20 protein-coding genes are annotated in these 21,570 nt (G+C 73.4%); 5 read left to right on the top strand and 15 right to left on the bottom strand.

The window, feature by feature from the left end; translation table 11 throughout:
• Nucleotides 1-18 precede the first annotated feature (18 nt).
• From ngcE (SM577_RS16685) to SM577_RS16675, 3 genes are read right to left on the bottom strand one after another with little or no spacing between them, the layout of a single operon-like run.
• Complete coding sequence (gene ngcE, locus SM577_RS16685; RefSeq protein ID WP_302920311.1) at nucleotides 19-1,452, bottom strand: N-acetylglucosamine/diacetylchitobiose ABC transporter substrate-binding protein; 1,434 nt, start codon at nucleotides 1,450-1,452, stop codon at nucleotides 19-21.
• Nucleotides 1,453-1,478: 26 nt separating this feature from the next.
• Nucleotides 1,479-2,228: a sugar isomerase domain-containing protein gene (locus SM577_RS16680; protein ID WP_302920312.1), complete on the bottom strand. Its 750-nt coding sequence runs from the start codon at nucleotides 2,226-2,228 to the stop codon at nucleotides 1,479-1,481.
• Entirely contained in the window at nucleotides 2,225-3,181 is a 957-nt protein-coding gene (locus tag SM577_RS16675) for a MurR/RpiR family transcriptional regulator (protein WP_302920313.1), read from the bottom strand. The genes SM577_RS16680 and SM577_RS16675 overlap by 4 nt, the downstream gene beginning before the upstream one ends.
• A 198-nt stretch (nucleotides 3,182-3,379) precedes the next feature.
• Here SM577_RS16675 and SM577_RS16670 point away from each other — a divergent pair, with 198 nt between their 5' ends.
• Nucleotides 3,380-4,369: an N-acetylglucosamine kinase gene (locus SM577_RS16670; RefSeq protein WP_474587286.1), complete on the top strand. Its 990-nt coding sequence runs from the start codon at nucleotides 3,380-3,382 to the stop codon at nucleotides 4,367-4,369.
• A 126-nt stretch (nucleotides 4,370-4,495) separates the two neighbouring features.
• Here the strand turns inward: SM577_RS16670 and SM577_RS16665 are convergent, their stop codons facing one another.
• The 6 genes from SM577_RS16665 to ngcE (SM577_RS16640) form a co-directional block, all read right to left on the bottom strand.
• The gene (locus tag SM577_RS16665) at nucleotides 4,496-4,918 is read right to left on the bottom strand and encodes an SRPBCC family protein (RefSeq protein ID WP_474587285.1); all 423 of its coding nucleotides are present in this window, start codon (nucleotides 4,916-4,918) and stop codon (nucleotides 4,496-4,498) included.
• Complete coding sequence (locus SM577_RS16660) at nucleotides 4,911-5,231, bottom strand: ArsR/SmtB family transcription factor (RefSeq protein ID WP_302920316.1); 321 nt, start codon at nucleotides 5,229-5,231, stop codon at nucleotides 4,911-4,913. The genes SM577_RS16665 and SM577_RS16660 overlap by 8 nt, the downstream gene beginning before the upstream one ends.
• Entirely contained in the window at nucleotides 5,224-5,598 is a 375-nt protein-coding gene (locus SM577_RS16655) for a VOC family protein (RefSeq protein ID WP_474582596.1), read from the bottom strand. The genes SM577_RS16660 and SM577_RS16655 overlap by 8 nt, the downstream gene beginning before the upstream one ends.
• A 77-nt stretch (nucleotides 5,599-5,675) precedes the next feature.
• Entirely contained in the window at nucleotides 5,676-6,584 is a 909-nt protein-coding gene (locus tag SM577_RS16650) for a carbohydrate ABC transporter permease (RefSeq protein WP_302920318.1), read from the bottom strand.
• Nucleotides 6,581-7,489: a carbohydrate ABC transporter permease gene (locus SM577_RS16645; protein ID WP_302920319.1), complete on the bottom strand. Its 909-nt coding sequence runs from the start codon at nucleotides 7,487-7,489 to the stop codon at nucleotides 6,581-6,583. The genes SM577_RS16650 and SM577_RS16645 overlap by 4 nt, the downstream gene beginning before the upstream one ends.
• Before the next feature lie 64 nt (nucleotides 7,490-7,553).
• A complete protein-coding gene (gene ngcE, locus SM577_RS16640) occupies nucleotides 7,554-8,969 on the bottom strand; it encodes an N-acetylglucosamine/diacetylchitobiose ABC transporter substrate-binding protein (protein WP_302920320.1) in 1,416 nt (471 codons plus the stop codon).
• Between the two features lie 209 nt (nucleotides 8,970-9,178).
• On the opposite strand from ngcE (SM577_RS16640), the gene SM577_RS16635 reads away from it, so the two are divergent.
• Nucleotides 9,179-10,651, top strand: a complete 1,473-nt coding sequence (locus SM577_RS16635) for an acyltransferase family protein (RefSeq protein ID WP_474587284.1) — start codon at nucleotides 9,179-9,181, stop codon at nucleotides 10,649-10,651.
• Here SM577_RS16635 and SM577_RS16630 read toward each other — a convergent pair.
• The 4 genes from SM577_RS16630 to SM577_RS16615 form a co-directional block, all read right to left on the bottom strand.
• A complete protein-coding gene (locus SM577_RS16630; protein WP_302920322.1) occupies nucleotides 10,623-12,122 on the bottom strand; it encodes a CoA-acylating methylmalonate-semialdehyde dehydrogenase in 1,500 nt (499 codons plus the stop codon). The genes SM577_RS16635 and SM577_RS16630 overlap by 29 nt on opposite strands.
• Nucleotides 12,119-13,426 (bottom strand): aspartate aminotransferase family protein, encoded by a 1,308-nt coding sequence (locus tag SM577_RS16625; protein ID WP_302920324.1) that lies wholly within the window; start codon nucleotides 13,424-13,426, stop codon nucleotides 12,119-12,121. The genes SM577_RS16630 and SM577_RS16625 overlap by 4 nt, the downstream gene beginning before the upstream one ends.
• A 113-nt stretch (nucleotides 13,427-13,539) precedes the next feature.
• Nucleotides 13,540-14,337 carry a hypothetical protein gene (locus SM577_RS16620; RefSeq protein ID WP_474587283.1) on the bottom strand — a complete coding sequence of 266 codons (798 nt, stop codon included), beginning with the start codon at nucleotides 14,335-14,337 and terminating at the stop codon, nucleotides 13,540-13,542.
• A gap of 6 nt (nucleotides 14,338-14,343) precedes the next feature.
• Nucleotides 14,344-15,213 carry a hypothetical protein gene (locus SM577_RS16615; RefSeq protein WP_302920326.1) on the bottom strand — a complete coding sequence of 290 codons (870 nt, stop codon included), beginning with the start codon at nucleotides 15,211-15,213 and terminating at the stop codon, nucleotides 14,344-14,346.
• A gap of 288 nt (nucleotides 15,214-15,501) precedes the next feature.
• Between SM577_RS16615 and SM577_RS16610 the strand changes: the two genes are divergently transcribed.
• Complete coding sequence (locus SM577_RS16610; protein ID WP_302920328.1) at nucleotides 15,502-16,539, top strand: hypothetical protein; 1,038 nt, start codon at nucleotides 15,502-15,504, stop codon at nucleotides 16,537-16,539.
• A 64-nt stretch (nucleotides 16,540-16,603) separates the two neighbouring features.
• On the opposite strand, the gene murD is transcribed toward SM577_RS16610, so the two are convergent.
• The gene (gene murD, locus SM577_RS16605; protein WP_474582589.1) at nucleotides 16,604-17,950 is read right to left on the bottom strand and encodes a UDP-N-acetylmuramoyl-L-alanine--D-glutamate ligase; all 1,347 of its coding nucleotides are present in this window, start codon (nucleotides 17,948-17,950) and stop codon (nucleotides 16,604-16,606) included.
• A gap of 88 nt (nucleotides 17,951-18,038) precedes the next feature.
• Here murD and SM577_RS16600 point away from each other — a divergent pair, with 88 nt between their 5' ends.
• On the top strand, nucleotides 18,039-19,388 hold the full coding sequence (locus tag SM577_RS16600) for a MurL-like N-terminal domain-containing (protein WP_474587282.1): 1,350 nt from the start codon (nucleotides 18,039-18,041) through the stop codon (nucleotides 19,386-19,388).
• A gap of 118 nt (nucleotides 19,389-19,506) precedes the next feature.
• On the opposite strand, the gene SM577_RS16595 is transcribed toward SM577_RS16600, so the two are convergent.
• Nucleotides 19,507-21,357, bottom strand: a complete 1,851-nt coding sequence (locus tag SM577_RS16595) for a PucR family transcriptional regulator (protein WP_474587281.1) — start codon at nucleotides 21,355-21,357, stop codon at nucleotides 19,507-19,509.
• A 19-nt stretch (nucleotides 21,358-21,376) separates the two neighbouring features.
• On the opposite strand from SM577_RS16595, the gene SM577_RS16590 reads away from it, so the two are divergent.
• Nucleotides 21,377-21,553 carry a hypothetical protein gene (locus SM577_RS16590; protein ID WP_474587280.1) on the top strand — a complete coding sequence of 59 codons (177 nt, stop codon included), beginning with the start codon at nucleotides 21,377-21,379 and terminating at the stop codon, nucleotides 21,551-21,553.
• Nucleotides 21,554-21,570: the final 17 nt, after the last annotated feature.

Here is a 21,570-nt window from a genome sequence, read left to right as displayed (position 1 = left end):
CTCGTTCCTACGCCCGGCTCAGCGCTTGAACTTCTCGATCGAGGAGTCCTTCTTCACCGCGTCCGCCACCTTCTGCATCCGCTCGCAGAACTTGTCGGCGGTGCCACCGTTGAACATCAGCTCGTTGGTGGCCGCCCGCGCCTCGTCGTCGAGCTTCTTGTACCAGGTGTCGAAGCGGTAGGCGAAGTAGTCGCTGCCGGCCGCCGACAGCATGGCGTTGCCGCTGGTGAGGCCGGGCGAGATCTCCAGGCCGTCGACAGCGCCCTTGACCACGGTGAGCACCTTGGTCAGCTCGGTGAAGCCCTTCGCGCCCTCCTTGGAGAGCATGTGCCGCAGGTACTCCATGCCGCCGCGCGGGTTCTTGCCCTTCGAGGCGACGAAGTACATCTCGCCGGCCGCGGCGTAGATGGCGGTCTGCGGCAGCTTGTCGGAGGTGGTCACGCTGGGCACCGGCATGACGGCGTACTTGAAGCCGGGCGGGGTGTCCTTGGCCTGCTCGTTCTCCAGCCAGGAGCCGCTCGGGTAGAACGCCACCTTGCCCTGGTTCTGCTGGAGCTGGACCTCGGTGTGCTTGAGGCCCAGGTGCGCCTTGTTGCCGTACTTGGCGCCGATCTCGGCCCAGGCCGCGGCGGCCTGCTTGACCGGCTCGGCCTGCCAGGCGCCGTCCTCCAGGTTGTCGATGTTCTTCAGCACGTCCGGTCCGCCGATCTTGGCGGCGCTGGTCAGGATGACCAGGTACTGGTAGTACGCGGCGTTCGCCCCGGCGTACGAGTACGGGGTGATGCCGGCCGCCTTGATCTTGTCGCAGAGCGCGGTGAAGTCGGCCCAGGTCTTCGGCGCGGTCCAGCCGTTCTTCTCGAACAGCGCGCTGTCGTACCAGAGGCCGAAGACCGTGAAGGCGTAGTTGAGCACGTACGGCTTGCCGTTGAAGGTGCCCTGCTCGACGGTGCCGGGGATCAGGGTGTCCTTGACCTTCGTGCCCGGGTTGTCCAGCGACGGGGCGTCGAACAGCTCGGTGAGGTCCTGCACCTGGCCGGCCTGCACCAGCGCGCCCTGGTCCATCAGCTTCGAGCCGGCGTTGTTGACCATGTCCGGCGGGGTGTTGCTGGTGAACCGCGGCTGCAGGACGGTGGCGATCTCCTCCGCCTGGGAGAACTTCACCTCCGCCTTCGGGAACTTCTTCTTGTACGACGGGACGTGCACGTCGGTGGCGTACTTGGTGCCCAGGCCACCGTTGAAGATGACCACCTCCAGGGGGGCGTCCTCCTTGACGCCCAGCGGGTTCTCCGCGGACTTCTCGCCGGCGGCCTGCTCGGTCGGCTCGTCATCGCCGCCGGAGACGCAGCCGCTCAGCAGGCCGGCGGCCGGGGTGGCCAGCAGGCCGACCGCGGCGGCCCGGCGCAGCACGGTCCGGCGGCTCAGGTCGGCCGGGTTCTCGGGGGTAATCGACATCGTCGTCTCTCCTTGAGGTGTTCGGGTCAGGCGGTCCGCCGGAGGCGCCCGGCGTACCGCGACTCGAGGGCGAGGTTGTGCTCGTCCCCGCCGGGGACGTTGGCGGAGAGGTAGATAGGGGGTACCTCTCCGGCCTGGTGGAACCGTCGTACGACCTCGGCGGTCAACAGCTGCGCCAGCAGCGCCGCGGTGACCGAGGAGACCGCACAGACCGCGCCGCCGCCCTCGAGCGGCAGCAGTGCGTCGCCGTACGGCGCGCCGTTGTCCAGCACGACGTCGGCGAGGTCGGCGAGCCGCCGGCCGGACGGGTGCCGCGGGGCGACCCGTGCCGTGTGCTCGACCGAGGTGACCGCGATCAACGGGTGACCGCGCCCGGTGACCAGCGCCGCCAGCTCGACCACCGAGCCGTTGATGCCGGACTGGGACGCCACCACGAACACGTCCTGCGGCTGCGGGGCCGCCAGGGCGTAGATCTGGTGGGCGATGGTGGGGTCGCGCTCCAGCTTCGGATCGGCCAGCACGTCGCGCGGGGCGTCGCCGTGCAGCACCAGGTCGTGGATGGAGAGCCGGTTGGTGGGGACCAGGCCGCCGGCCCGGGCGACCAGTTCGGCGGCGAACGCCTCGGAGTGCCCAGCCCCGAACGCCTGGAGCACGCCGCCCGCGCGCAGGCTCGCGGCGATCAGGTCGGCCGCCCTGGCGATCCCGTCCGCGCTGCTGTCGACCAGCCGGTCGAGCACCGGACGGACCGCTTCCGCGTACCCCTGGGCGCTGATCATGCGCGGGCCTCCCTCGCGGCCTTGTGCCCGTCGACGGCCTGGGCGGTACGCCGGAAGGCCGCGTGGGCGCGGTCGTGGGTGCGCTGGGCCACCGCGATGTAGAGCAGGTCGAGCACGACCAGCTGCGGGTGCCGGGCGGAGAGCGCGTCCGGGCGGAAGGTGGTCGCCTGGCTGGCGGTGACCAGCACGAGGTCGGCCAGCTCGGCCAGCGGCGAGCGGGGGAAGCCGGTGAGCGCGACGGTGGTGGCGCCGCGGCTGCCCGACTCGGCGAGCACCTCGATGGTCTCCCGGGTCTGCCCGGTGTGCGAGATGCCGAGCGCCACGTCGCCGGGGCGCAGCAGCGCCGCCGAGGCCAGCCCGGAGTGCACGTCGTTCCAGGCCCACGCGGCCACGCCGATGCGGTGCAGGCTGAACTGCATCTCCTCGCCGACCAGGGCGCTGCCGCTGGCGCCGAAGATGTTCACCCGGGAGGCCCCGGCGATGGCCACCGCGGCCCGCTCCACCTCGGCGAGGTCGAGCAGCGCGGCGGTGTCGTGCATCGCCCGGGTGTCGGCGGCCATGATCTGGTCGAGCACCCGCTCCAGCGGGTCGTTGGGCTGGATCTCGCGTCCGATGTCGACGGTCCAGCCCGCCGAGCGGGCCCGCCCGGTCTCGGCGGCGATGCCCAGCCGCAGGTCGGCGTAGCCCTCGAAGCCCATCGCCCGGCAGAACCGGGTGATGGTCGCCGGCGAGGTACCGCTCCGCTCGGCCAGTTCCACTATGGTCGCCCTGGCGGCCGCCTCCGGGTCGCTCAGCACGTGCTCGGCGACCCGGCGCAGCGCGCCGGTCAGCTCGTCGAGGCCGGAGCGCACCCGGGCCAGCACCCCGTCGGAGGGCAGCGCGCCCCGTCGGTCGAACGCGTCGGCGTCGACCACCGCAGTCCCCGCGGAGGTGTCCACCTCGTGATCAACCATGGGACGCCTTTCCGAAAAGACTGTTAACTGTTAGTGGTAAAAGTTCTTACTGACAGCCCCTCCGTGTCAAGGCCGTGGGCGAAGTTTTCAAACTGTTACCTGGCGCACAGCCGGCCGGCGGTCTGCGACCTTGCCTGCCGCGACCGGGCCGACCAGCATGAATGCGCCACAGCAGCGCAGCGGGAGGGGTCCGAGCCGATGTCCGACACCGTCGTGGTTGGTCTCGACGTCGGGGGTACGTCCACCCGGGCGACCGCCCTCACCCTGGACGGCCGGCGGCTGGGCGACGGCCGGGCCGGCGGCGGCAATCCGACCAGCCACGGTGCCGACCGGGCGGCCGCCGAACTCCTCGCCGCGCTGCGCGGCGCGCTCGCCGACACCGATCCCGGCCGGGTCCGCGCCGGCACCATCGGCCTCGCCGGAGCCGGCCGGCTGCTCGCCGACCCCGCCGGGCGGGCGGCCTTCGACCGGGCCTGGCACGACGCCGGCCTGCGCTGCCCGTACGCGGTGCACGGCGACGCCCTCGTCGCGTACGCCTCGGGCACCGCCGCCCCGGACGGCACGGTGCTCATCGCCGGCACCGGCGCGATCGCCGCCCAGGTCCACGACCTGCGCCTGGACCGGGTGGCCGACGGCCACGGCTGGCTGCTCGGCGACGCCGGCTCCGGATTCTGGCTCGGCCGCGAGGCGGTCCGCCGGCTGCTGGCCGACCTGGACTCCGGCCGGGCGCCCGACACCCTGGGCCGGCAGGTGCTCGGCGACCTGCTCGACACCACCGAGGTGGCGGCCCGACCCCGGGACACCGTCGACACGCTGGTCCAGGCGGTCACCCGGCGCCCGCCGGTGGAGTTGGCCCGGCTGGCCCCGCGCGTGGTCGCCGCCGCGGTGGCCGGGGAGCCGGCCGGGCGCGCGCTGATCAGCGAGGCCGCCGGTCACCTGGTGGAGAGCGTGACCCGGATCCGGCCGGCCGGCGCGCTCACCCCGATCGTGCTCGGCGGCGGGCTGCTCACCGGCGACACCCCGCTCGCCGCCGCCGTCCGCGCGGAGGCGGCCCGGCGCTGGCCGGACGCGCCGCTGCGCTCGGCCGGCGACGGCGCGGCCGCCGCGGCCTGGCTCGCCGCCCGGGACCTGCCCGAAGTGGACGACCCGACCGCTTTGCACGCCCTCCTCGTCCCGACTCCCACCTGACCCACCCCGGCGGGCCCGCGTCCCGCGTCCCGCGTCCCGCGTCAAGACCGTGCTCGATCCTTGATGTAGTGACCTCCGACGGCCCGGGAGGGGACTACATCACGGATCCAGCGCGATCTTGACGGGCTACGGGGTTCGCAGGGTCTCCCGGAGGCGGGCGAGGACGTGGGAGCGCCAGCCGCCGGCGAGCAGGTCGCGGGTGCGGCGCTGGATCGGGTCGTCGGGGTCGAAGCCGGCGTGTTCCAGGAAGAGCCGGGTGCCGCGCCCCTCGGCGACGAGCGTCCAGGTCACCACGGTGTCCAGCCGGCCGCCGCGCCAGGCCCAGCGGAGCAGGCGGGGCGGGTCGAGGTCGAGCACCTCGCAGTGCACCGTCCCGTCGAACTCCTGACCGGGCCGGGGGTCGGTACGGAAGGTGAACCGCCGCCCTACCTCGGGGACGAAGTCGTTCGGCATGAGCCAGCGGGCGAGCAGATCAGAATCGGTCAACGCCCGCCAGACCGTGGCCGGCGGGTGGGGCAGGAACTCGTCCACCGCGACGGTGTCACTCATCGGGCACCTCCGCCAGCACCTCGCGCAGCCGGGTGAGCCGGTCGCGCCAGAACCGCTCGTACGGGGTGAGCCAGTCGACCACCTCGCGCAGCGGCTCGGGTCGCAGCGAGTAGAGCCGCTGCCGGCCGACGGGCTGCTCGACGACCAGGCCGGCCTCCTTGAGCACCCGCAGGTGCTCGGAGAGGCTGGGCCGGCGCATGGCGAAGTGCTCCGCCAGCCGGTGCACCGGCTGCTCCCCCCGTTCCAGCAGCAGCCGGAGCACCGCCCGCCGGGTCGGGTTGGCCAGCGCGGCGAAGACGTCCGGCTCAGACACGGGTGGACTGGAGGACGATGCCGTTGCCGTCCGGGTCGTCGAAGGTGGCGTACCGGCCCCAGGGGGCGATCTGGATGCCGCCGTCGGCGAAGGCGACGCCGCGCTCGCGCAGCCGCGCGACGTCGCCGTCGAGGTCGTCGGTCTCCAGCACCAGTCCCTTGAGCGAGCCGGGCGGCATGGTCGGGAACCAGGTGACCAGGGTCAGCGCGGTGGCGGCGCCCTTCGGCGCCACCTGGACCCAACGGCCGCTGGGCCCCATCGGGTTGTCGAAGACGAGGTCGAAGTCGAGCACGTCGACGTAGAAGTCGCGGGCCCGGTCCTGGTCGCTCACCGGCACCGAGACCAGCTGCACATGTGTGATCGCCATGTCACCCACAATAGGTAGGAGATTTCCTACCGGTCAATCCGCCGCTCCGGCGGTCGATGATCGGTCACGGACTCGGGTTACTTCAACTGACCAGCCGTCAGGCCCGCCTGGATCTGCCGCTGGAAGGCGACGTACACCGCCAGCACCGGCAGCGTGGCGATGGTCAGCCCGGCGAAGAGCCCGCTGTAGTCGCCCTGGTAGCCCTGGCTGACCGCGAGCGCGGCGAGCCCCTGGGCCAGCACCCACTTGGAGTCGTCGCCCTGCATCAGCACCTGCGGCAGGATGAACTGGTTCCAGTGGCTGAGGAAGTTGAAGATGGCGATGCTGATCAGACCCGGTCGGGCCATCGGCAGCATCACCCGGAAGAAGAGCCGGAAGTGACCGCACCCGTCGATCAGCGCCGCCTCGGCCACCGCGGTCGGCAGGGTCCGGAAGAAGGCGGTCAGGAAGAACACCGTGAACGGCAGCGAGTAGGCCGCGTAGACCAGCATCAGCCCGGTCCAGGTGCCGAAGAGGCCGGCGTTGCGCACCACGAAGAAGAGCGGCACGAGGGCCAGGAAGACCGGGAACATCATCCCGCCGACGAACAGGTAGTAGAAGACCTGCCGGCCGGGGAACTCGTACCGGGCGAAGACGTACGCCGCCGTCGCGCCCATCAGCATGGTCAGGGTGAGCGATCCGGTGACCACGATCGCGCTGTTCAGGAAGTACTGGCCGATGTGCGCCTCGGTCCAGGCGCGCGCCCAGTTCTCGAACCGCAGCGCGCCGGGCACGCCCCACGGGTCGGACAGGATCTCCCCGTCGCTCTTGAACGAGCTGAGGAACATCCAGAGCAGCGGCAGTACCGTCAGCGCGCCCCAGAACAGCAGGAACCCGTGCGAGAAGAGGTTGGCCACCCCGATCTCGCCGCGCGGCTTGCGGCCCTGGGGCGCCGGCCGGCCCGCCGCGGCCGTGCCGTCGGTGGCGGGCTTGTCGACAATGGTCACGAGAACTCGATCCGATCACGCCGGGCGGCCCGCAGGGCCAGCACCGCCACCGACAGGGTCAGGAAGAACAGCACCACGCCGATGGCCGAGGCGTAGCCGAACCTGTTCTCGCTGCCGAACGCGGTCTCGTACATCCGCAGACCGATGACGTCGGAGGAGAAGTTCGGGCCGCCGTTGGTCATCTGCTGGATCAGGATGAACCCGTCCAGCGCCGCGATGGCCAGGTAGATCCAGGCGACCTGCACGGTGTCCCAGAGCAGCGGGATGGTGACCTTGCGCAGCGTGGTCCAGCGGGACGCGCCGTCGAGCATCACCGCCTCGTAGATGTCGCGCGGGATGGCCGACATGGCCGCGCCGAAGAGCACCACGTAGAAGCCCACGTTGCTCCAGATCATCACCGCCAGCACGCACCAGAAGGCCGTACGGGGGTCGCCGAGCCAGGTCGGGGTGGGCAGCCCCAGCGCGCCCAGGGCGCCGTTGAGCAGGCCGCTGTTGGGGTGGTAGACCTCCCGCCAGAGCAGGGCGATGATGACCACCGAGAGCACCTGCGGAAAGAAGTAGACCATCCGGTAGAACGAGGTGCCGCGCACGCCGGTCACCCCGGCCCGGCCCTTGCGACCGCCCATGGCGAGCATGCTGGCGAAGAAGAGGCCCAACGCGATGGTCACCACCGGCACCACGGCCAGCAGCCACGCGTTGTTCTTGAGCGCGTTCCACACCCGCTCGTCGTCGAGCAGCCGCTCGAAGTTGGCCAGCCCCACCGGGTTGGCCTCGGCCGAGTAGCCGAGCCAGTCGGTGGTCGAGATCTGGAACGCCTGCAGGTACGGCGAGATCACGAAGATGCCGTAGAGCAGCAGCGGTGGCACCAGGAACGTGACGATCAGCGGGTACTTGCCATGTTTCACGAGGACCTACTCCCGGAAGCGGTGGACCGGCGGGGACGGGCGCGCCGCCCCCGCCGGCCGGATGTCACGCGGCCCGCTTGTACTTCTTGATCGAGCTGTCCTGGGCGATCGAGTCGGCGCCCTTCTGGCACTGCTCGAGGAACTCGGCCGGGCCGATCCGGCCGCTGAAGAACTCGCCGCACGCGGCGTCGACGAGCTCCCGCTCCAGCTTGCGGTAGTAGTTGTTGTAGACCCAGTTGAAGCCGTTGCTGCCGGAGGCGTCCAGCGCCTTGGTCACGGTGCTGAGGCCGAACGGCAGCTCGACGCCCTCGGTCGACCCGGCCACCACGGTGAGGCTGGAGACCTTCTTGGTGAAGTCCTGGGCGCCCTTCTTGGAGAGCATGATCCGGAAGTACTCCAGGCCGCCGGCCAGGTTCTTGGCCTTGGCCGGCACCATGAACGGCTCGCCGGCGGTGCCGCGGATCGCCTCGAACGGCAGCTTGTCGCCGGCGCCGAGGCTCGGCGTCGGCTGGATCGTCATGTTGAAGCCCTCGGGGGTGACCTTCTTCTGCTCGCTCTCCAGCCACGAGCCGCAGGAGATGAAGGCGGCCTTGCCCTGGCACCACGCGGTCTGCGACTGCACGTGGTCCAGGCCCGGCGAGCCGTCCAGGATGTACTTGTCCTTGACGATCTGGTGCCACGCGTCGGCGGCGGCCTTCATCGCGTCGGACTTCCAGGCGTTCGGCTCCAGGTTGTCGATCGCGGTGGCCACGGAGGGACCGCCGAACTTGATGGCCGTGGCGATCAGCGGCCAGCTCATGTACCGGGGGTGCTTGCCGGCGTACGTCCAGGGCGCGATGCCGGCCGCCTTGATCTGCTTGCAGAGCGCGATGTGGTCGTCCCAGGTCTTGGCGTACTCCCAGTTGCGCTCGGTGAAGAGCTTGGTGGAGTGCCAGATGCCGTACGCGGTGTAGGTGTAGTTCAGCACCAGGAACTTGCCGTCGTACGAGCCGACCTCGACCGCGCCGGGCAGCAGGGTGTCCTTGACCGTCTTGCCGGGGATGTCGAGGCTGGGCGCGGCGAGCAGCTCACCGAGGTCGGCGATGGCGTTCTGCGACACCAGGCCGTTGAAGTCGATCTGGCCGGCGCCGGAGTTGTTCACCACGTCGGGCGGGGTGCCGTCGACGAAGCGCGGCTGGAGGGTCTTGTTGATCTCCTGCGTCGCCGAGTGGTTGATCTTCGCCTTCGGGTACTTCTCGGTGTACATGGCCTCGTGGGCCTTGGCGTACTCCTCGCCGAAGCCGCCGTTGAAGATCACCACCTCGAGCGGCGCGTCCTCCTTCACCCCGAGCGGGTTCTGCTCGCTCTTGGTGCCCTTGTAGGTGCCGGAGTCGTCCTTGTCGCCGCCACCGCCGGTGGCGCAGCCGGCCAGCAGACCGGCGGCGGGGGTGGCCAGCAGGCCGGCAGCGGCGGTACGCCGCAGGATGTCACGCCTGTTCATGGTCTTCTCCTCGGATCGGGTCCTGGCGGTCGCCGGTCGTGTCTGGGGGTGGCGTCCCGCCGTTTTCGAGGCACGGGGGATTCGTTGCTTGTCTTCAATTCACAGAATGTTGCTGAAGAATTTCTACGGCAGCCGGGCCCGGACTTCAAGACCCGACGACCGAACCGTTATCAGCACCGGCCAGCACGCCGTTCGCCTAGCCTCGAACCATGCGCCGACTGCGCGAACTCGCCGCGCGGACCCCGGCTGGCCGGGAGCGCTACGTCGACCTGCTCCGGGCGCTCGCCATCATCCTGGTGGTTCTCGGCCACTGGGCGGTAGCCGCGATCACCTACGACGCGGCCGGGAACCCGACCGGGCGTTCCGCGCTGCCCGAACTGCCCTGGGCCTACCCGCTGACCTGGGTGGTCCAGGTGATGCCGGTGTTCTTCGTCGTCGGCGGCTTCGCCAACGCCGCCTCGCTGACCGCGCACCGGCAGCGGGGCGGCGACGCCACCGGCTGGCTACTCGGCCGCAGCGCCCGGTTGCTGCGGCCCACCACCGCGCTGCTGGTGGTGCTCGCGGCCGGGGCGCTCGTCGCCCGGCTGGTCGGAGCCGAGGCGCCGCTGATCCGCACAGTCGTCTGGTTCGCCACCATCCCGCTCTGGTTCCTCGCCGCGTATCTCGTGGTGGTGCCGCTCACCCCGGTGACGTACGCGCTGCACCGACGGTTCGGGCTGGCCGTGCCGGTGGCGCTGGCCGCCCTGGTCGCCGCCGGCGACCTGGGTCGGGCCCTGGGCCCGGCGGAACTCGCCCTGCCCAACTACCTGTTCGGCTGGCTGGCCGTCCATCAGCTCGGTTTCGCCTGGCAGGAGGCCCGGTCCGGCACCCCCGCGGCCGGCGCGCCGGGCGCGAGCACCGGCGGCGGGACGGCCGGCACGGACCGGGACCGCACCGCCGGACCGGGGGGCATCCGGTCCCGCCGGCTGCCGATGTCCCGCCGGGCCGGCGCGGCGATGCTGCTCGGCGGGCTCGTCGTGGCCGCGCTGCTGACCGGACCCGGCCCGTACCCGGTCAGCATGATCAACATCCCGGGGGAACCGCTGGACAACGCCGCGCCGCCGAGCGTGGCGCTGCTCGCCGTCACCACCGCCCAGCTGGGCCTGATCCTGCTGCTGCGCGACGCGGCGGAACGCTGGCTGCGCCGCTCCCGCCCCTGGCAGGCGGTGATCGCGGTGAACGCGGTGGTGCTCACCGTCTTCCTCTGGCACCTGAGTGCGGTGATCCTGCTCGTCGGCGCGCTGGACGCGGCGGGCGTGCTGCCGACGCCGCCGCCCGGCTCGGCGGCCTGGCTGGCCTGGCGGCTGCCGTGGGTGCTGATGCTGACCGTGGTGCTGGCCGTCCTGATCGCCGTCTTCGGTCCCGTCGAGGGCCGCACCCGCCGGCCCGCGGCGGCGCGGCCGCCCACCGACGCCCCGGCGGGCGGCGGGCGGCCAGCGTGGGGGGACCGCCGGCGGGCGACCGCCCGCACCGCGCTCACCGCCGCCGCCTTCGCCGCCGTGGTGTACGCGCTGGTCGCCAACAGCACCGCGCCGAAGGAGGCCGCCGAGCCGCTGGGCGTACCCGTCCCCGCCCTGGTGGCGTACCTGGGCGGGGCGGGCGTCCTGCGGGTGCTCAGGTCTGGGTGGGGAAGCCGAGGTTGACCCCGCCGTGCCGGGGGTCCAGCCAGCGGCTGGTGACCACCTTGCCCCGGGTGAAGAAGCGCACCCCGTCCTCGCCGTGCGCGTGCAGGTCGCCGAAGAGCGAGGACTTCCAGCCGCCGAAGGAGTAGTAGGCCATCGGGACCGGGATCGGCACGTTGACGCCGACCATGCCGACCTCCACCTCGTGCTGGTAGCGCCGGGCCGCGCCGCCGTCGTTGGTGAAGATCGCCGTGCCGTTGCCGTACGGGTTGGCGTTGACCAGCTCGACCGCCTCGTCGTACGAGCCGACCCGGACCACGCTCAGCACCGGGCCGAAGATCTCGTCGGTGTAGACGGACATCTCCGGGGTGACCCGGTCGAACAGCGTCGGGCCGAGCCAGAACCCGGCCGGGTCGCCGTCCGGCTCGACGTCGCGCCCGTCCACCACCGGCACCGCGCCGGCGGCCACCCCGGCCTCGACGTACGACCGGACCTTCTCGGCGTGCGCGGCGGTGACCAGCGGCCCCATGTCGCAGCCCCGCCGGCCGTCGCCGGTGCGTAGCCGGGCCATCCGCTCGGCGATCCGGGCGACCAGGTCGTCGCCGACCGGCTCCACGGCGACCAGGGCGGAGATGGCCATGCACCGCTCCCCCGCCGAGCCGAACCCGGCGTTGACCGCCGCGTCGGCGGCCAGGTCGAGGTCGGCGTCCGGGAGCACCACCATGTGGTTCTTCGCCCCGCCGAGCGCCTGCACCCGCTTGCCGGCCATCGTGCCGCGCTGGTAGACGTACCGGGCGATCGGGGTGGAGCCGACGAAGGAGACCGCCCGCACGCCGGGGTGGTCGAGCAGCGCGTCGACCGCCTCCTTGTCGCCGTTGACCACGTTGAGCACCCCGTCGGGCAGGCCCGCCTCGGCGAACCACTCGGCGAGCAGCAGCGCCGCGCTCGGGTCCTTCTCGCTGGGCTTGAGCACCACCGCGTTGCCGCAGGCCACCGCCACCGGCACGAACCACAGCGGCACCATCACCGGGAAGTTGAACGGGGAGATCACCGCCACCACGCCGAGCGGCTGGCGCAGGCTGTACGAGTCGACCTCGGTGGAGACGTTCTCGCTGAACCCGCCGCGCAGCGCCGAGGGGATGCCGCAGGCGTACTCGATCACCTCCAGGCCGCGCTGCACCTCGCCGGCGGCGTCGGCGAGCACCTTGCCGTGCTCGGCGGTGATCACCTCGGCCAGCCGGTCCCGGCGGGCGTGCACCAGCTCGCGGAAGGCGAAGAGCACCGCCGTCCGCCTGGCCAGCGAGGCGTCCCGCCAGGACCGGGCCGCCCGCTCGGCGGCCTGCACCGCCGCCGCGACGTCGGCCGCGCCGGCCAGCTCCACCTCGCCGGTACGCCGCCCGGTGGCCGGGTCGAAGACGTCGCCGCGCCGGCCGGACGTCCCGGTGAACCGCTTGCCGTCGACGAAGTGCCCGATGGTGGTGGGGGTGCTCACGCCGCCACCTCCGCCGCCGCGCTGGACCGGATGGCGTCGACCAGGATGGCCAGCCCCTCGCGCGCCTCGTCCTCGGTGAGGGTCAGCGGCGGGCCCATCCGCAGCACGTTGCCGTAGAGGCCGCCCTTGCCGACCAGCAGTCCGCCGGCCTTGCACGCCTCCAGGACGCGGACGGTCAGCGCCGGGTCCGGCTCGGTGGTGCCCGGGCGGACGAACTCGACGCCGAGCATCAGCCCCTTGCCGCGTACCTCGGCGACGCGGTCGAGACCGCCCACGGCGGCGCGCAGGCCGTCGGCGAGGATCGCGCCGGTGCGGGCCGCGTTGCCCTGCAGATCGTGGTCGAGCAGGTAGTCCAGCACCGCGTTGCCGGCGGCGGTGGAGACCGGGTTGCCGCCGAAGGTGCAGAAGCTGATCGCCGGCACCGACTCCAGCACCTCGGCCCGGCCGACCACGCCGGCCAGGGCGAAGCCGTTGCCGATGCCCTTGGCGAAGGTGAGCAGGTCCGGCGTGACGCCGTGCGCCTGGTAGCCCCAGAAGTGCTCGCCGGTGCGGCCCCACCCGGTCTGCACCTCGTCCGAGACGAACAGGATGCCGTGCTCGTCGAGCACCTTCTTCCAGGCGGCGAAGAGCCCGTCCGGCGGGTGCACGAAGCCGCCGACACCCTGGATCGGCTCGGCGATCAGGCAGGCCACGTCGCCGGCGGTCTGGGTGGCGAGCACCTCGCGCAGGTCCTCCACCGCGGCGTCGACCCGCTCGGACTCGCTCAGCCGGGCCAGCAGGCCGCGCAGCCGCTCACCGGAGTGCAGCCAGGCCACCTGGAGCGGGTTGAGCGCGCTGGCCGACCAGCCGCGGTTGCCGGTCACGCCCATCGTGGCGTACGACCGGCCGTGGTAGCTGTTGCGCACGGCGAGGATCTGCGCCGAGCGGCGGTGGTTGGTGGCGAACAGCAGCGCCGCCTCGTTCGCCTCGGTGCCGGAGTTGGCGAAGAACACCCGGGCGTCCGGGATGCCGGAGACCCGGGCCACCTTCTCGGCCAGCTCGACCTGCTGGCGGATGAGGTAGAGCGTCGAGCTGTGCACGATGCCGGTGCGCAACTGCCGCTCGACGGCATCGCGGATCTCCGGGATGTCGTAGCCGACCATCGAGGTCAGCACGCCGCCGAAGAAGTCCAGGTAGGTGCGGCCCTGGGCGTCGGTGACCCGGCGGCCGGAACCGGAGACCAGCTCGATCGGCTCGGAGTAGTACAGCGGCATCCAGGACGGGAGCACGGCCCGGTGCCGGGCCAGCAGGTCGTCGGAGGTCATGGTCGCCTGTCACCCTTCAGCGGCGGTACGCGGATACCGCACGCTTTCACCACCGGGCCCCGCCCGACAAGTGCCAGCCTGTAGCGCGCGGACCCCGGTCGGTTGACAGACCGTCAAGCTTCGACACCACGCATTCCGTCGCGGTTGCGGCTCCGGGGCACGTTTCCGGTGGCGTCGACGCGTTCTCGCCGACGCTTTTCGTGCCACGGCGGCAGGTGCAGCGCGGCGGCGGTCAGCGCGAAGCCGGTCCAGCCGGCGGCCAGTCCCGCCGCGGCCGAGAGATCCTGGGCCAGCCAGTGGCCGGTCAGGAAGCCGACCAGCGCCAGGCTGTTGCGGGCGAAGTGCCGGCAGAAGGCGGGCAGCTCGCGCCGAACCTCGACCGCCACCAGCACCCCGGCGTACGGGAAGGTGACCACCAGCCCGCGCAGCAACTGCCCGAGCAGCCCGGTCAGCACCGTCCCGCCGAGGATCAGCGCCAACTTCGCCAGCGCCGGCAGCCGCTCCCCCGGCGCCCCGTCGCTGACCCGCTCCGTGGTGGGAGGCGCCGGGTGGCGGTGCAGCAGCAGCGCGGCGAGCAGCCAGAGCAGCACCGCGCCGGCCAGCGCCGGCACGAACGGCACGGAGACGGTGAGCAGGGCGGCGCCGAGCGCCACGTAGCCGGCGACGCCGGCCAGGTCGGCGAGGAGGATCGGCCAGCGCAGCCGGTGGTGCGCCACGGTCACCAGGACGAAGAACAGGTTCAGGCCGACCACGCCGATCAGGTGCGACCCGTCCACCCGGTGCCCGGTGGTCAGCAGGGCCAGCGTCATCGGCAGCGGCAGGCTGTAGACGAACGCCCGCAGCCGGACCGAGCGGAGCAGGCTCACCGCCCAGACCACGGCGGTGACCAGCAGTACGCCGGAGACGGTCACGGCCGGTCAGTCCAGGAAGGTGGCGAGGTTGGCGCACGCCTGGAACGTCTCACCGGCCCGCGCCACGTCGGCCGGGTTCACCGAGTACCGGTTCTCGCTGATCTCGCCGTGCGCGCTCATCCCCGCCGTCCAGCAGGCCGTACCGTCCCAGCGCACCAGGTTGACGTGCAGCGCCGGGTCGACCGCGCCGGCCGGCAGCAGGCCGACCCGTACGCCGGCCTTGCGCTGCGTCTCCAGCAGTTCCTCCAGCTCGTCGGAGAGCGTCGCGTAGGCGAAGATCCGGGTGATCCGCACGCCCCGGGCCAGCGCCCGCACGTTGACCGTCCAGTGGTGCCGGCCGATGTCGCTGTGCCACCAGCTGAGTTCGCCGCTGGCCCGGGGCATCACGTTGGTCAGCGCCTGCATCTCCCGGACGCAGTCCCGGGTGGCGCCGAGCAGGTCCTGGTAGTCGTGGCCGGGCCGGACGATCCGCCCGTGACGCAACTGCTCGGTCTCCGCCCGGAACCGCTCGAACGAGCGCCGCGCCTCGTCGGCCACCCGGGTGCCCGGATGGCGTTCCACCGCCTCCCGGGTGCCGGTGACCACCTCCGGTACGGCGGTCAGCAGCCACGGCGGACCGTCCAGCAGCGTCCGCAGGTGGAACCGGCGTTCGGCCCGGGCCAGCGAGTCCACCAGCAGCGAGATGGTGATGCCCATCAGCCCGGCGAGCAGGGACTCCACTCCGGACGCGGCACCGGTCAGGTCGAGGGTGACCGAGAGCGAGATCGACAGGGCGATCCCGATCAGCGCGACCGGATCGGTGTGCGCCACCAGCCGGGCGAACCCGGCGGCGGTGCCGAGCCGGCCGGAGCGCGGTCGGCGGAGCAGATCAACCATCGACGACCTCCCGGGTGCCGGCTGCCGCCAGGGTACGACGCCGGCACCATCGCCCGGCCGCCCCGCCGGCGCGCCGATCAGGACCGGCACCCCCGGCCACCAGCGCACCGACCTGGATGCGTCCGTCCGACCCGGTCGGACCAGCCGGTCGCGGCCGGGGTACGTCCCGGGTCGGCTCCCGGTCCGGCCGGGTCGCCAACCGGTCGCGGCCCGGGCGGGTGCCCCCCGGTCGGCTCCGGTCCGGCCCGGTCGCCGGGACGGGAGGGCCCCGGCCGGTAGCATCCGAGCGTGCCCGAGCGTTCCGTACCGCCGTCGCCGGGCGTCACCCGCGCGCCGGGGTCCACCGTGGTCGCCACCGCACCGCCCGCCGGCCCGCCGCTCCCCGGTGGCGCGGACACCGCCGCGATCACCGCGGGCATCGCCGGCTGGGTCGGTGCCGCGCCGCTGCGCGGGCTGGTCGCGCACTTCGGCGGCGACTGGCCCGGCGGCGACCTCGCGGCGGTGCTCGCCGGGCTGGACGACTTCTCCGCGCGGCACTGGGACTTCCGGGGCGGCCGGGAGCGGCCCGAGGCCCGGGAACCGGCCTTCGACCCGGCCACCGCCGCCCGGGTGCTCGCCGCGGCGGCCGCGCTCGGCCTGGTCCGGCCCCGGCCACCGGCCCGGCCCGGCTACGCCCACCTGGTCGTGCTCGGTGGGCTGGCCCACGCCTGCCTGCGCCGGGTGGCCTACGCCGCCCACCTGCTGCGCGCCGGCACCCGGGTCACCGGCGAGGTGGCGGTGCTGGGCAGCTTCCGCCCGCTCTCCCCCACCGAGCACGCCATGCTCGCCGCGGCCGGGGTGGCCGGCTGCGACACCGAGGTGGCCGCGCTGGACGCGGCGGTGCGGCTGGCGTTCGGCGTGACCGGCCTGGCCGAGCAGGACGGCGTGGACGCCGGGCATCCGCACCACTCGTGGTCGTCGCGGACGTACCGGCCGGTCGGGACGCCGCCGGTGCGGGTGCTGGCCGCCCCGTCCAGCGAGCCGGACCGGCGCCGTGCGCACACCGCCGACACCCAGCGCTTCTGGGCCGAGCACGTCCGGCTCGCCCCCGGCGATCCGGTGCTGCTGGTGACCGCGCCGATCTACGTCCCGTTCCAGCACTGCGACGCGCTGCGCACGCTGGCCGTGCCGTACGGCTGCCGGATCGAGACGGTCGGCGTGGACCCGGCCCTGCCCGACCTGGCCACCCTGCCCGAGCCGACGCTCAGCCCGGGCCGCTACCTCCAGGAGATCCGCTCCGCCATCCGCTCGATGCGTGCCCTGCACGCCACCCTGCGGCCCGCCTGAGCGCCGCGCCACGGCGGTGCGCCGGGCGGCGTCGGTGACCGCCGGGCTCCGCGCGCCCGTGGTGTCAGCCGGCGGTGTCGCGTACCGCCTGGGCGAAGACCTCGGAGCGGTGCTCGAAGTTGCGGAACCGGCCGTAGCTGGGCGCGGCCGGCGAGAGCAGCACCACCCCGCCGGCCGGGGTCAGCTCGCGGGCCAGCCGGACCGCGTCCACCAGCTCGTCGACCACCTCGGTACGCACCTTGGGCAGCCCGGCGAGCGCGTCGACGATCCGGGAGCCGCTGTCCGGGATGCCGATCACCGTCAGCTCGCGCTCGGCGAGGTGCTCGCGCAGCGGGCTGTAGTCCAGCCCCCGGTCGGTACCGCCGACGATCACCGTCAACGGCCGTCCCTCGTACGCGTCGATCGCGTGCATTGCCGCGTACGGGCTGGTGGCGAGGGTGTCGTCGACGAAGGTCAGCCCGGACGGGTCGACGATCTCGGTGAGCCGGTGGGCCAGCCCCTGGAAGCCGGCGACGGCCACCGCGAGGGTGTCCTTGCGGGCGACCACGTCGACGCCGAGCGCGTCCAGCACGGCCAGCGCCACGCAGAGGTTGCTCTCGTTGTGCCGGCCGACCAGCGGCAGCACCGCACGCGGGAAGAGCGGCTGGTCGGCCAGGTGGAACCAGGGGGCGCCGTCCGGGCCGGCGGCCACGTGGGCGGTGTCCGGCCGGCCGGCGCGCACGGCCGCCCGGTCGCCCAGTTCGAGGGCGAGCCGCGGGTCGGTGCCGTTGACCACCACGGTGCGCGGCCCGTAGGCGATCAGGTTGAGCTTGTCCCGGTAGTACTCGGCCTCGCCGCCGTGCGCGTCCAGGTGCTCCGGGAAGAGCGCGGTGACCACCGCCACCCGGGGCGAGTCGGTCAGGTCGCTGCACTGGTAGCTGGAGAGCTCCAGCACGTACAGCTCGGCCTCGGGCAGGTCGAGGGTGGGCACCCCGATGTTGCCACCGAAGACGTTCGGCCGGTCCACCGCCGCGAGCAGGTGGCTGATCAGGCTGGACGTGGTGCTCTTGCCCTTGCTGCCGGTGACCCCGATGGTGCGATCGGCGTGGTCGGCCATCCAGAGCGCGGTGCCCTGGGTGACGGTGACCCCGCGCCGGCGCAGCTCGACCAGCCACGGGTGGGTCTGCGGCACGCCGGGCGAGCGGACCACCACGTCGGCGGCGGCCAGCCGGTCGAAGCCCTCCTCGCCGACGACCAGCGGCGCCGCCTCGGCCAGCGGGCCGTCCCAGGGCAGCGAGAGGAAGTTGGCGCTGTCGTCGACGGCGACCAGCCCGGCCGGGCCGTGCGCGGCGATCGCGGTGACCGCGGCCCGGCCCTCCCGGCCGGCGCCCCAGACGGCCACGGTACGTCCGCGCAGGTCAGACAAGCGCACAGGTGATCTCCTCCGGGCGGGCGGCGGGTCGGCGGCCGAGTCTGGCGCAGCCGGACGCGGACGGGTGAACCACGGCCTAGTATGGCGTGTGCTCAACGGACAGCTCCGGCGGATGGACGCCTTCACCTTCCCGTCCTACTCGATCGACCTCTCCACCGGCGAGGCCCTGTTCGACTACCGGCTGAGCGGCCCCGACGCGGAGCTGACCTTCACCGAGGTGGTCACCCTCCCGCTGCCGGCCGAGCCGCCGTCGGACGCCACGGTCGCCGCGCTCGGCCGGGTGCTGGAGCTGCTGCACGTGGTGGCCGGGGTCAGCTACTACAAGGCCGCCGCGCCCGGCCGGCTGGTGCTGCCCGCCCCGCTCGGGCCGGCCGCCGCCGCGCTGGTCACCGGCATCTACACCCACGGCCTCGCCGAGTACGCGTACCGCAACAAGCTGCCGCACGTGCTGGAGCTGGCCCCGGAGATCCCGCCGGGGTCGGTGAAGCCGGCGGCGCCGCTGGACAACTCCGAGCGGCGGCCGCTCTCGGCGGTCGGCGGCGGCAAGGACTCGATCGTCAGCCTGGAGGCGCTGCGCCGGGCCGGCCTGGACCCGGTGCCGTTCTCGGTCAACCCGAACCACGTGATCGTCTCGGTCAACGAGGCGTCCGGGCTCACCCCGCTAGCCGCCCGCCGGCGGATCGACCCGCGGCTGTTCGAGCTGAACGCCGCCGGCGCGCTGAACGGGCACATCCCGGTTACCGCGATCAACTCGCTGATCGCGGTGGCGACCGCCGTGCTGCACGGGCTGGGCCCGGTGGTGATGTCCAACGAGCGCTCCGCGTCGGATCCGAACCTGGTCTGGAACGGTCACGAGATCAACCACCAGTGGTCCAAGGGGGTCGAGGCGGAGGGGCTGATGCGGGCGGCGCTGACCGAGCACGCGGGGCTGGCCGAGCCGTACTTCTCGCTGCTGCGCTCACTGTCGGAGCTGCACATCGCCCGGCTCTTCGCCGAGATCGACCGCTACGACGACGTGGTGACCAGCTGCAACGCCGCGTTCAAGCTGCACGACCCGAGCGAGCGCTGGTGCCGCGACTGCCCGAAGTGCCGGTTCGTCTTCCTGGCCATGGCGCCGTTCATGTCCCGCGAGCGGATCACCCACATCTTCGGCGGCGACCTGCTGGCCGACTCCGCCCAGATCCCCGGCTACCGGGAACTGCTCGGCGTGGACGGGCACAAGCCGTTCGAGTGCGTCGGCGAGGTGGAGGAGTCGGTGGTGGCGTTGAGCCTGCTCGCCGAGCAGGAGCAGTGGCGCGACGCCCCGGTGGTCCGCGCCCTGGTCGACGCCGTGCCGGACACCGCCTGGTCCGCCGCCGCCACCTCCGACGTCTTCACCCCCGGCGGCCCCCACCACATCCCCCCCGCCTACGCCAAAACCCTCACCCCCCTCCCCTGACCCCGGCCCGGTCGGGGCCGACCGGAGCCCCGTTGATCATGAAGTTGGTACCGCGACACGCCGGGGCGGCCCGCAACAACTTCATGATCACCGGCGCCGGCCACGGCGGGTGGGGGGGTTAGGGGGTGCGGATGGCGTCCAGGGCCAGCAGGGCGACGTGAAGGGAGAGGCAGGCGTCGACCGAGTCGAGGTCGACGTCGAGGATCCGGCCGATCCGGGCCAGCCGCTCGTAGAACGCGGGCCGGGACAGGTGCGCCGCGGCGGCCGCCGCCGACTTGTTCCGGCCCTGCTCCAGGTACGCGCGCAGGGTGCCGAGCAGCTGCTCCCGGGGGTGCCGCGCGTCGTACGCCAGCAGGGCGCCCAGCTCGCGCTCGACGAAGGTCTGCAACCGCGGCTCGTCGCGCAACAGGTGCAGCAGGCCGGCGAGACCGACGTGCGGCAGCCGGAAGATCGGCAGGTCCCGCCGGTCGCGCCGGGCGGCCTCGGCGATCTGGCGCGCCTCGGTGAGCGACCGGCGCGCCTCGCGCAGGCTGCCCACCCCGGAACCGGCGGCGACGATCAGCCCGGCGGACCCGGCCGGGGCGCCCCGGCCACCGGACCGGGACGAGCCGCCGTCCGGCTGCCGGGGCACCACGGCGTCGAGCTGCCGGGACGCCGGGTCCGGGTGCCGGCCGTCCGGACGCACCCGGCGCAGCGCGGCGGCGAACGCGGTCAGCGCCCGCTCCTCGGCGGCGGCGTCCGGCAGGGCGAGCAGCGCGCCGACCGCGTGGTCGTCGACCGCGCTGGTCAGCGCGGTCAGCTTCGCCTCGCGCAGGGCCTGGCCGACCGCCTCGGCGAGGTCCCGTAGCCGGGCCGGGCCGGCGTCCGGGGCGGGCTCGCCGAAGGCCGTCGGCTCGCCCGCGTCGCCGGCGTGCTCGCCGGCCGGGTCGTCGGTGCGGTACCGGACCACCACGCCCACCAGGTGCCGGCGCTCCAGCACCACGCCGAGCGCCCGGGCGCGCAGCGCCACCTCGTCCACCGGCCGGGAGTGGTCGAGCAGGGCGGTGAGCAGGGTGCGGTGGATCTGCCGTTCCAGCCCCTCGGCGTCGCGGCGGATCAACCGGACCAGCGCCAGGGTGGACGCGGCCCGCTCGACCAGGATGGTCAGCCGGGTGGGTGGGTCGCCGGGCGGCGCTGACCCGCCGTCGACGCCGGCCGGGCCCGGCTCGGCGTCCGCCCCGGCACGGCCAGGCCGGGCCAGCTCGCCGGTGGCCGGCCAGCGCAGCAGCAGCCGGCCCCAGTCCTGCCCGCGGGCGCCGACAGTGGTGACCAGCCAGCCGCTGTCCGGGTCGTACGCGGTCCGCCCGGCCGGCCGGATCCGGCGGGAGTGCTGCTCCCAGCCGTCCAGCAGCAGCTCGGCGCTCTCCCCGGCCGGGTCGTAGGCGAGCACCTGCCGGGAGAGGTTCTCCAGCACCACCGGGCAGCCGGACAGCTCCGCCGCCTGCCGGATCACCTCGGCCGGGCCGGCGCCCTCGACCGAGAGGTCGGTGAACCGCTGGTGGATCTCCTCGGTGGCGCGCAACTCGGTGAGCTGGGCGTCGACGATCAGCGCGTGCACCGCCTCGGTGATCCGCACGAACGGGGTGTCCCGGCGCAGCTCGACCAGGGGCAGGCCGCGGCGCTCGGCGGCGGCGGCCATCACCCGGGGCACCTCGCTGGCGTACCGGCGGCCCAGCTCGACCAGCAGGCCGGAGACGCCGACGTCGGCCAGGTCGCCGATGAAGGCGCGCAGTCCGGCGTCGTCGGCCGGCAGCCCGATGCCGGTGGTCAGCACCAGCTCGCCGCCGCCGAGCAGGGTGGCGATGTCCGGTACCTCGGCCACGTGCACCCAGCGCACCGGCCGGTCCAGCCCGGCGTCCCCGGCGACCAGGCGCGGGGCGCCGCGGCGGACCGGGTCCAGGGCCAGGACCTCACGCACGGTAGGGAACACGGCCGACACGCTACCGTCCGTGACCCTGATTCTCGACACCCCGCCGCCGGCGTCGCGCCCGCCGGCACCGGGCGGCCCACCAACCATGATCGAGTCCGGGCTCGGCTACAGCGAGATCGACCCGCTGCTGTGGCGGGCCGCCCGCGCCGTGACCAGCTGGCCGACGCACAACTTCTGGTCCAAGTACTACGCCTGACGGCGGTGGTGGCCGCC

Source organism: Micromonospora desertarenae, from assembly GCF_056150265.1.
This window is presented reverse-complemented; position numbering and strand designations above follow the sequence as displayed.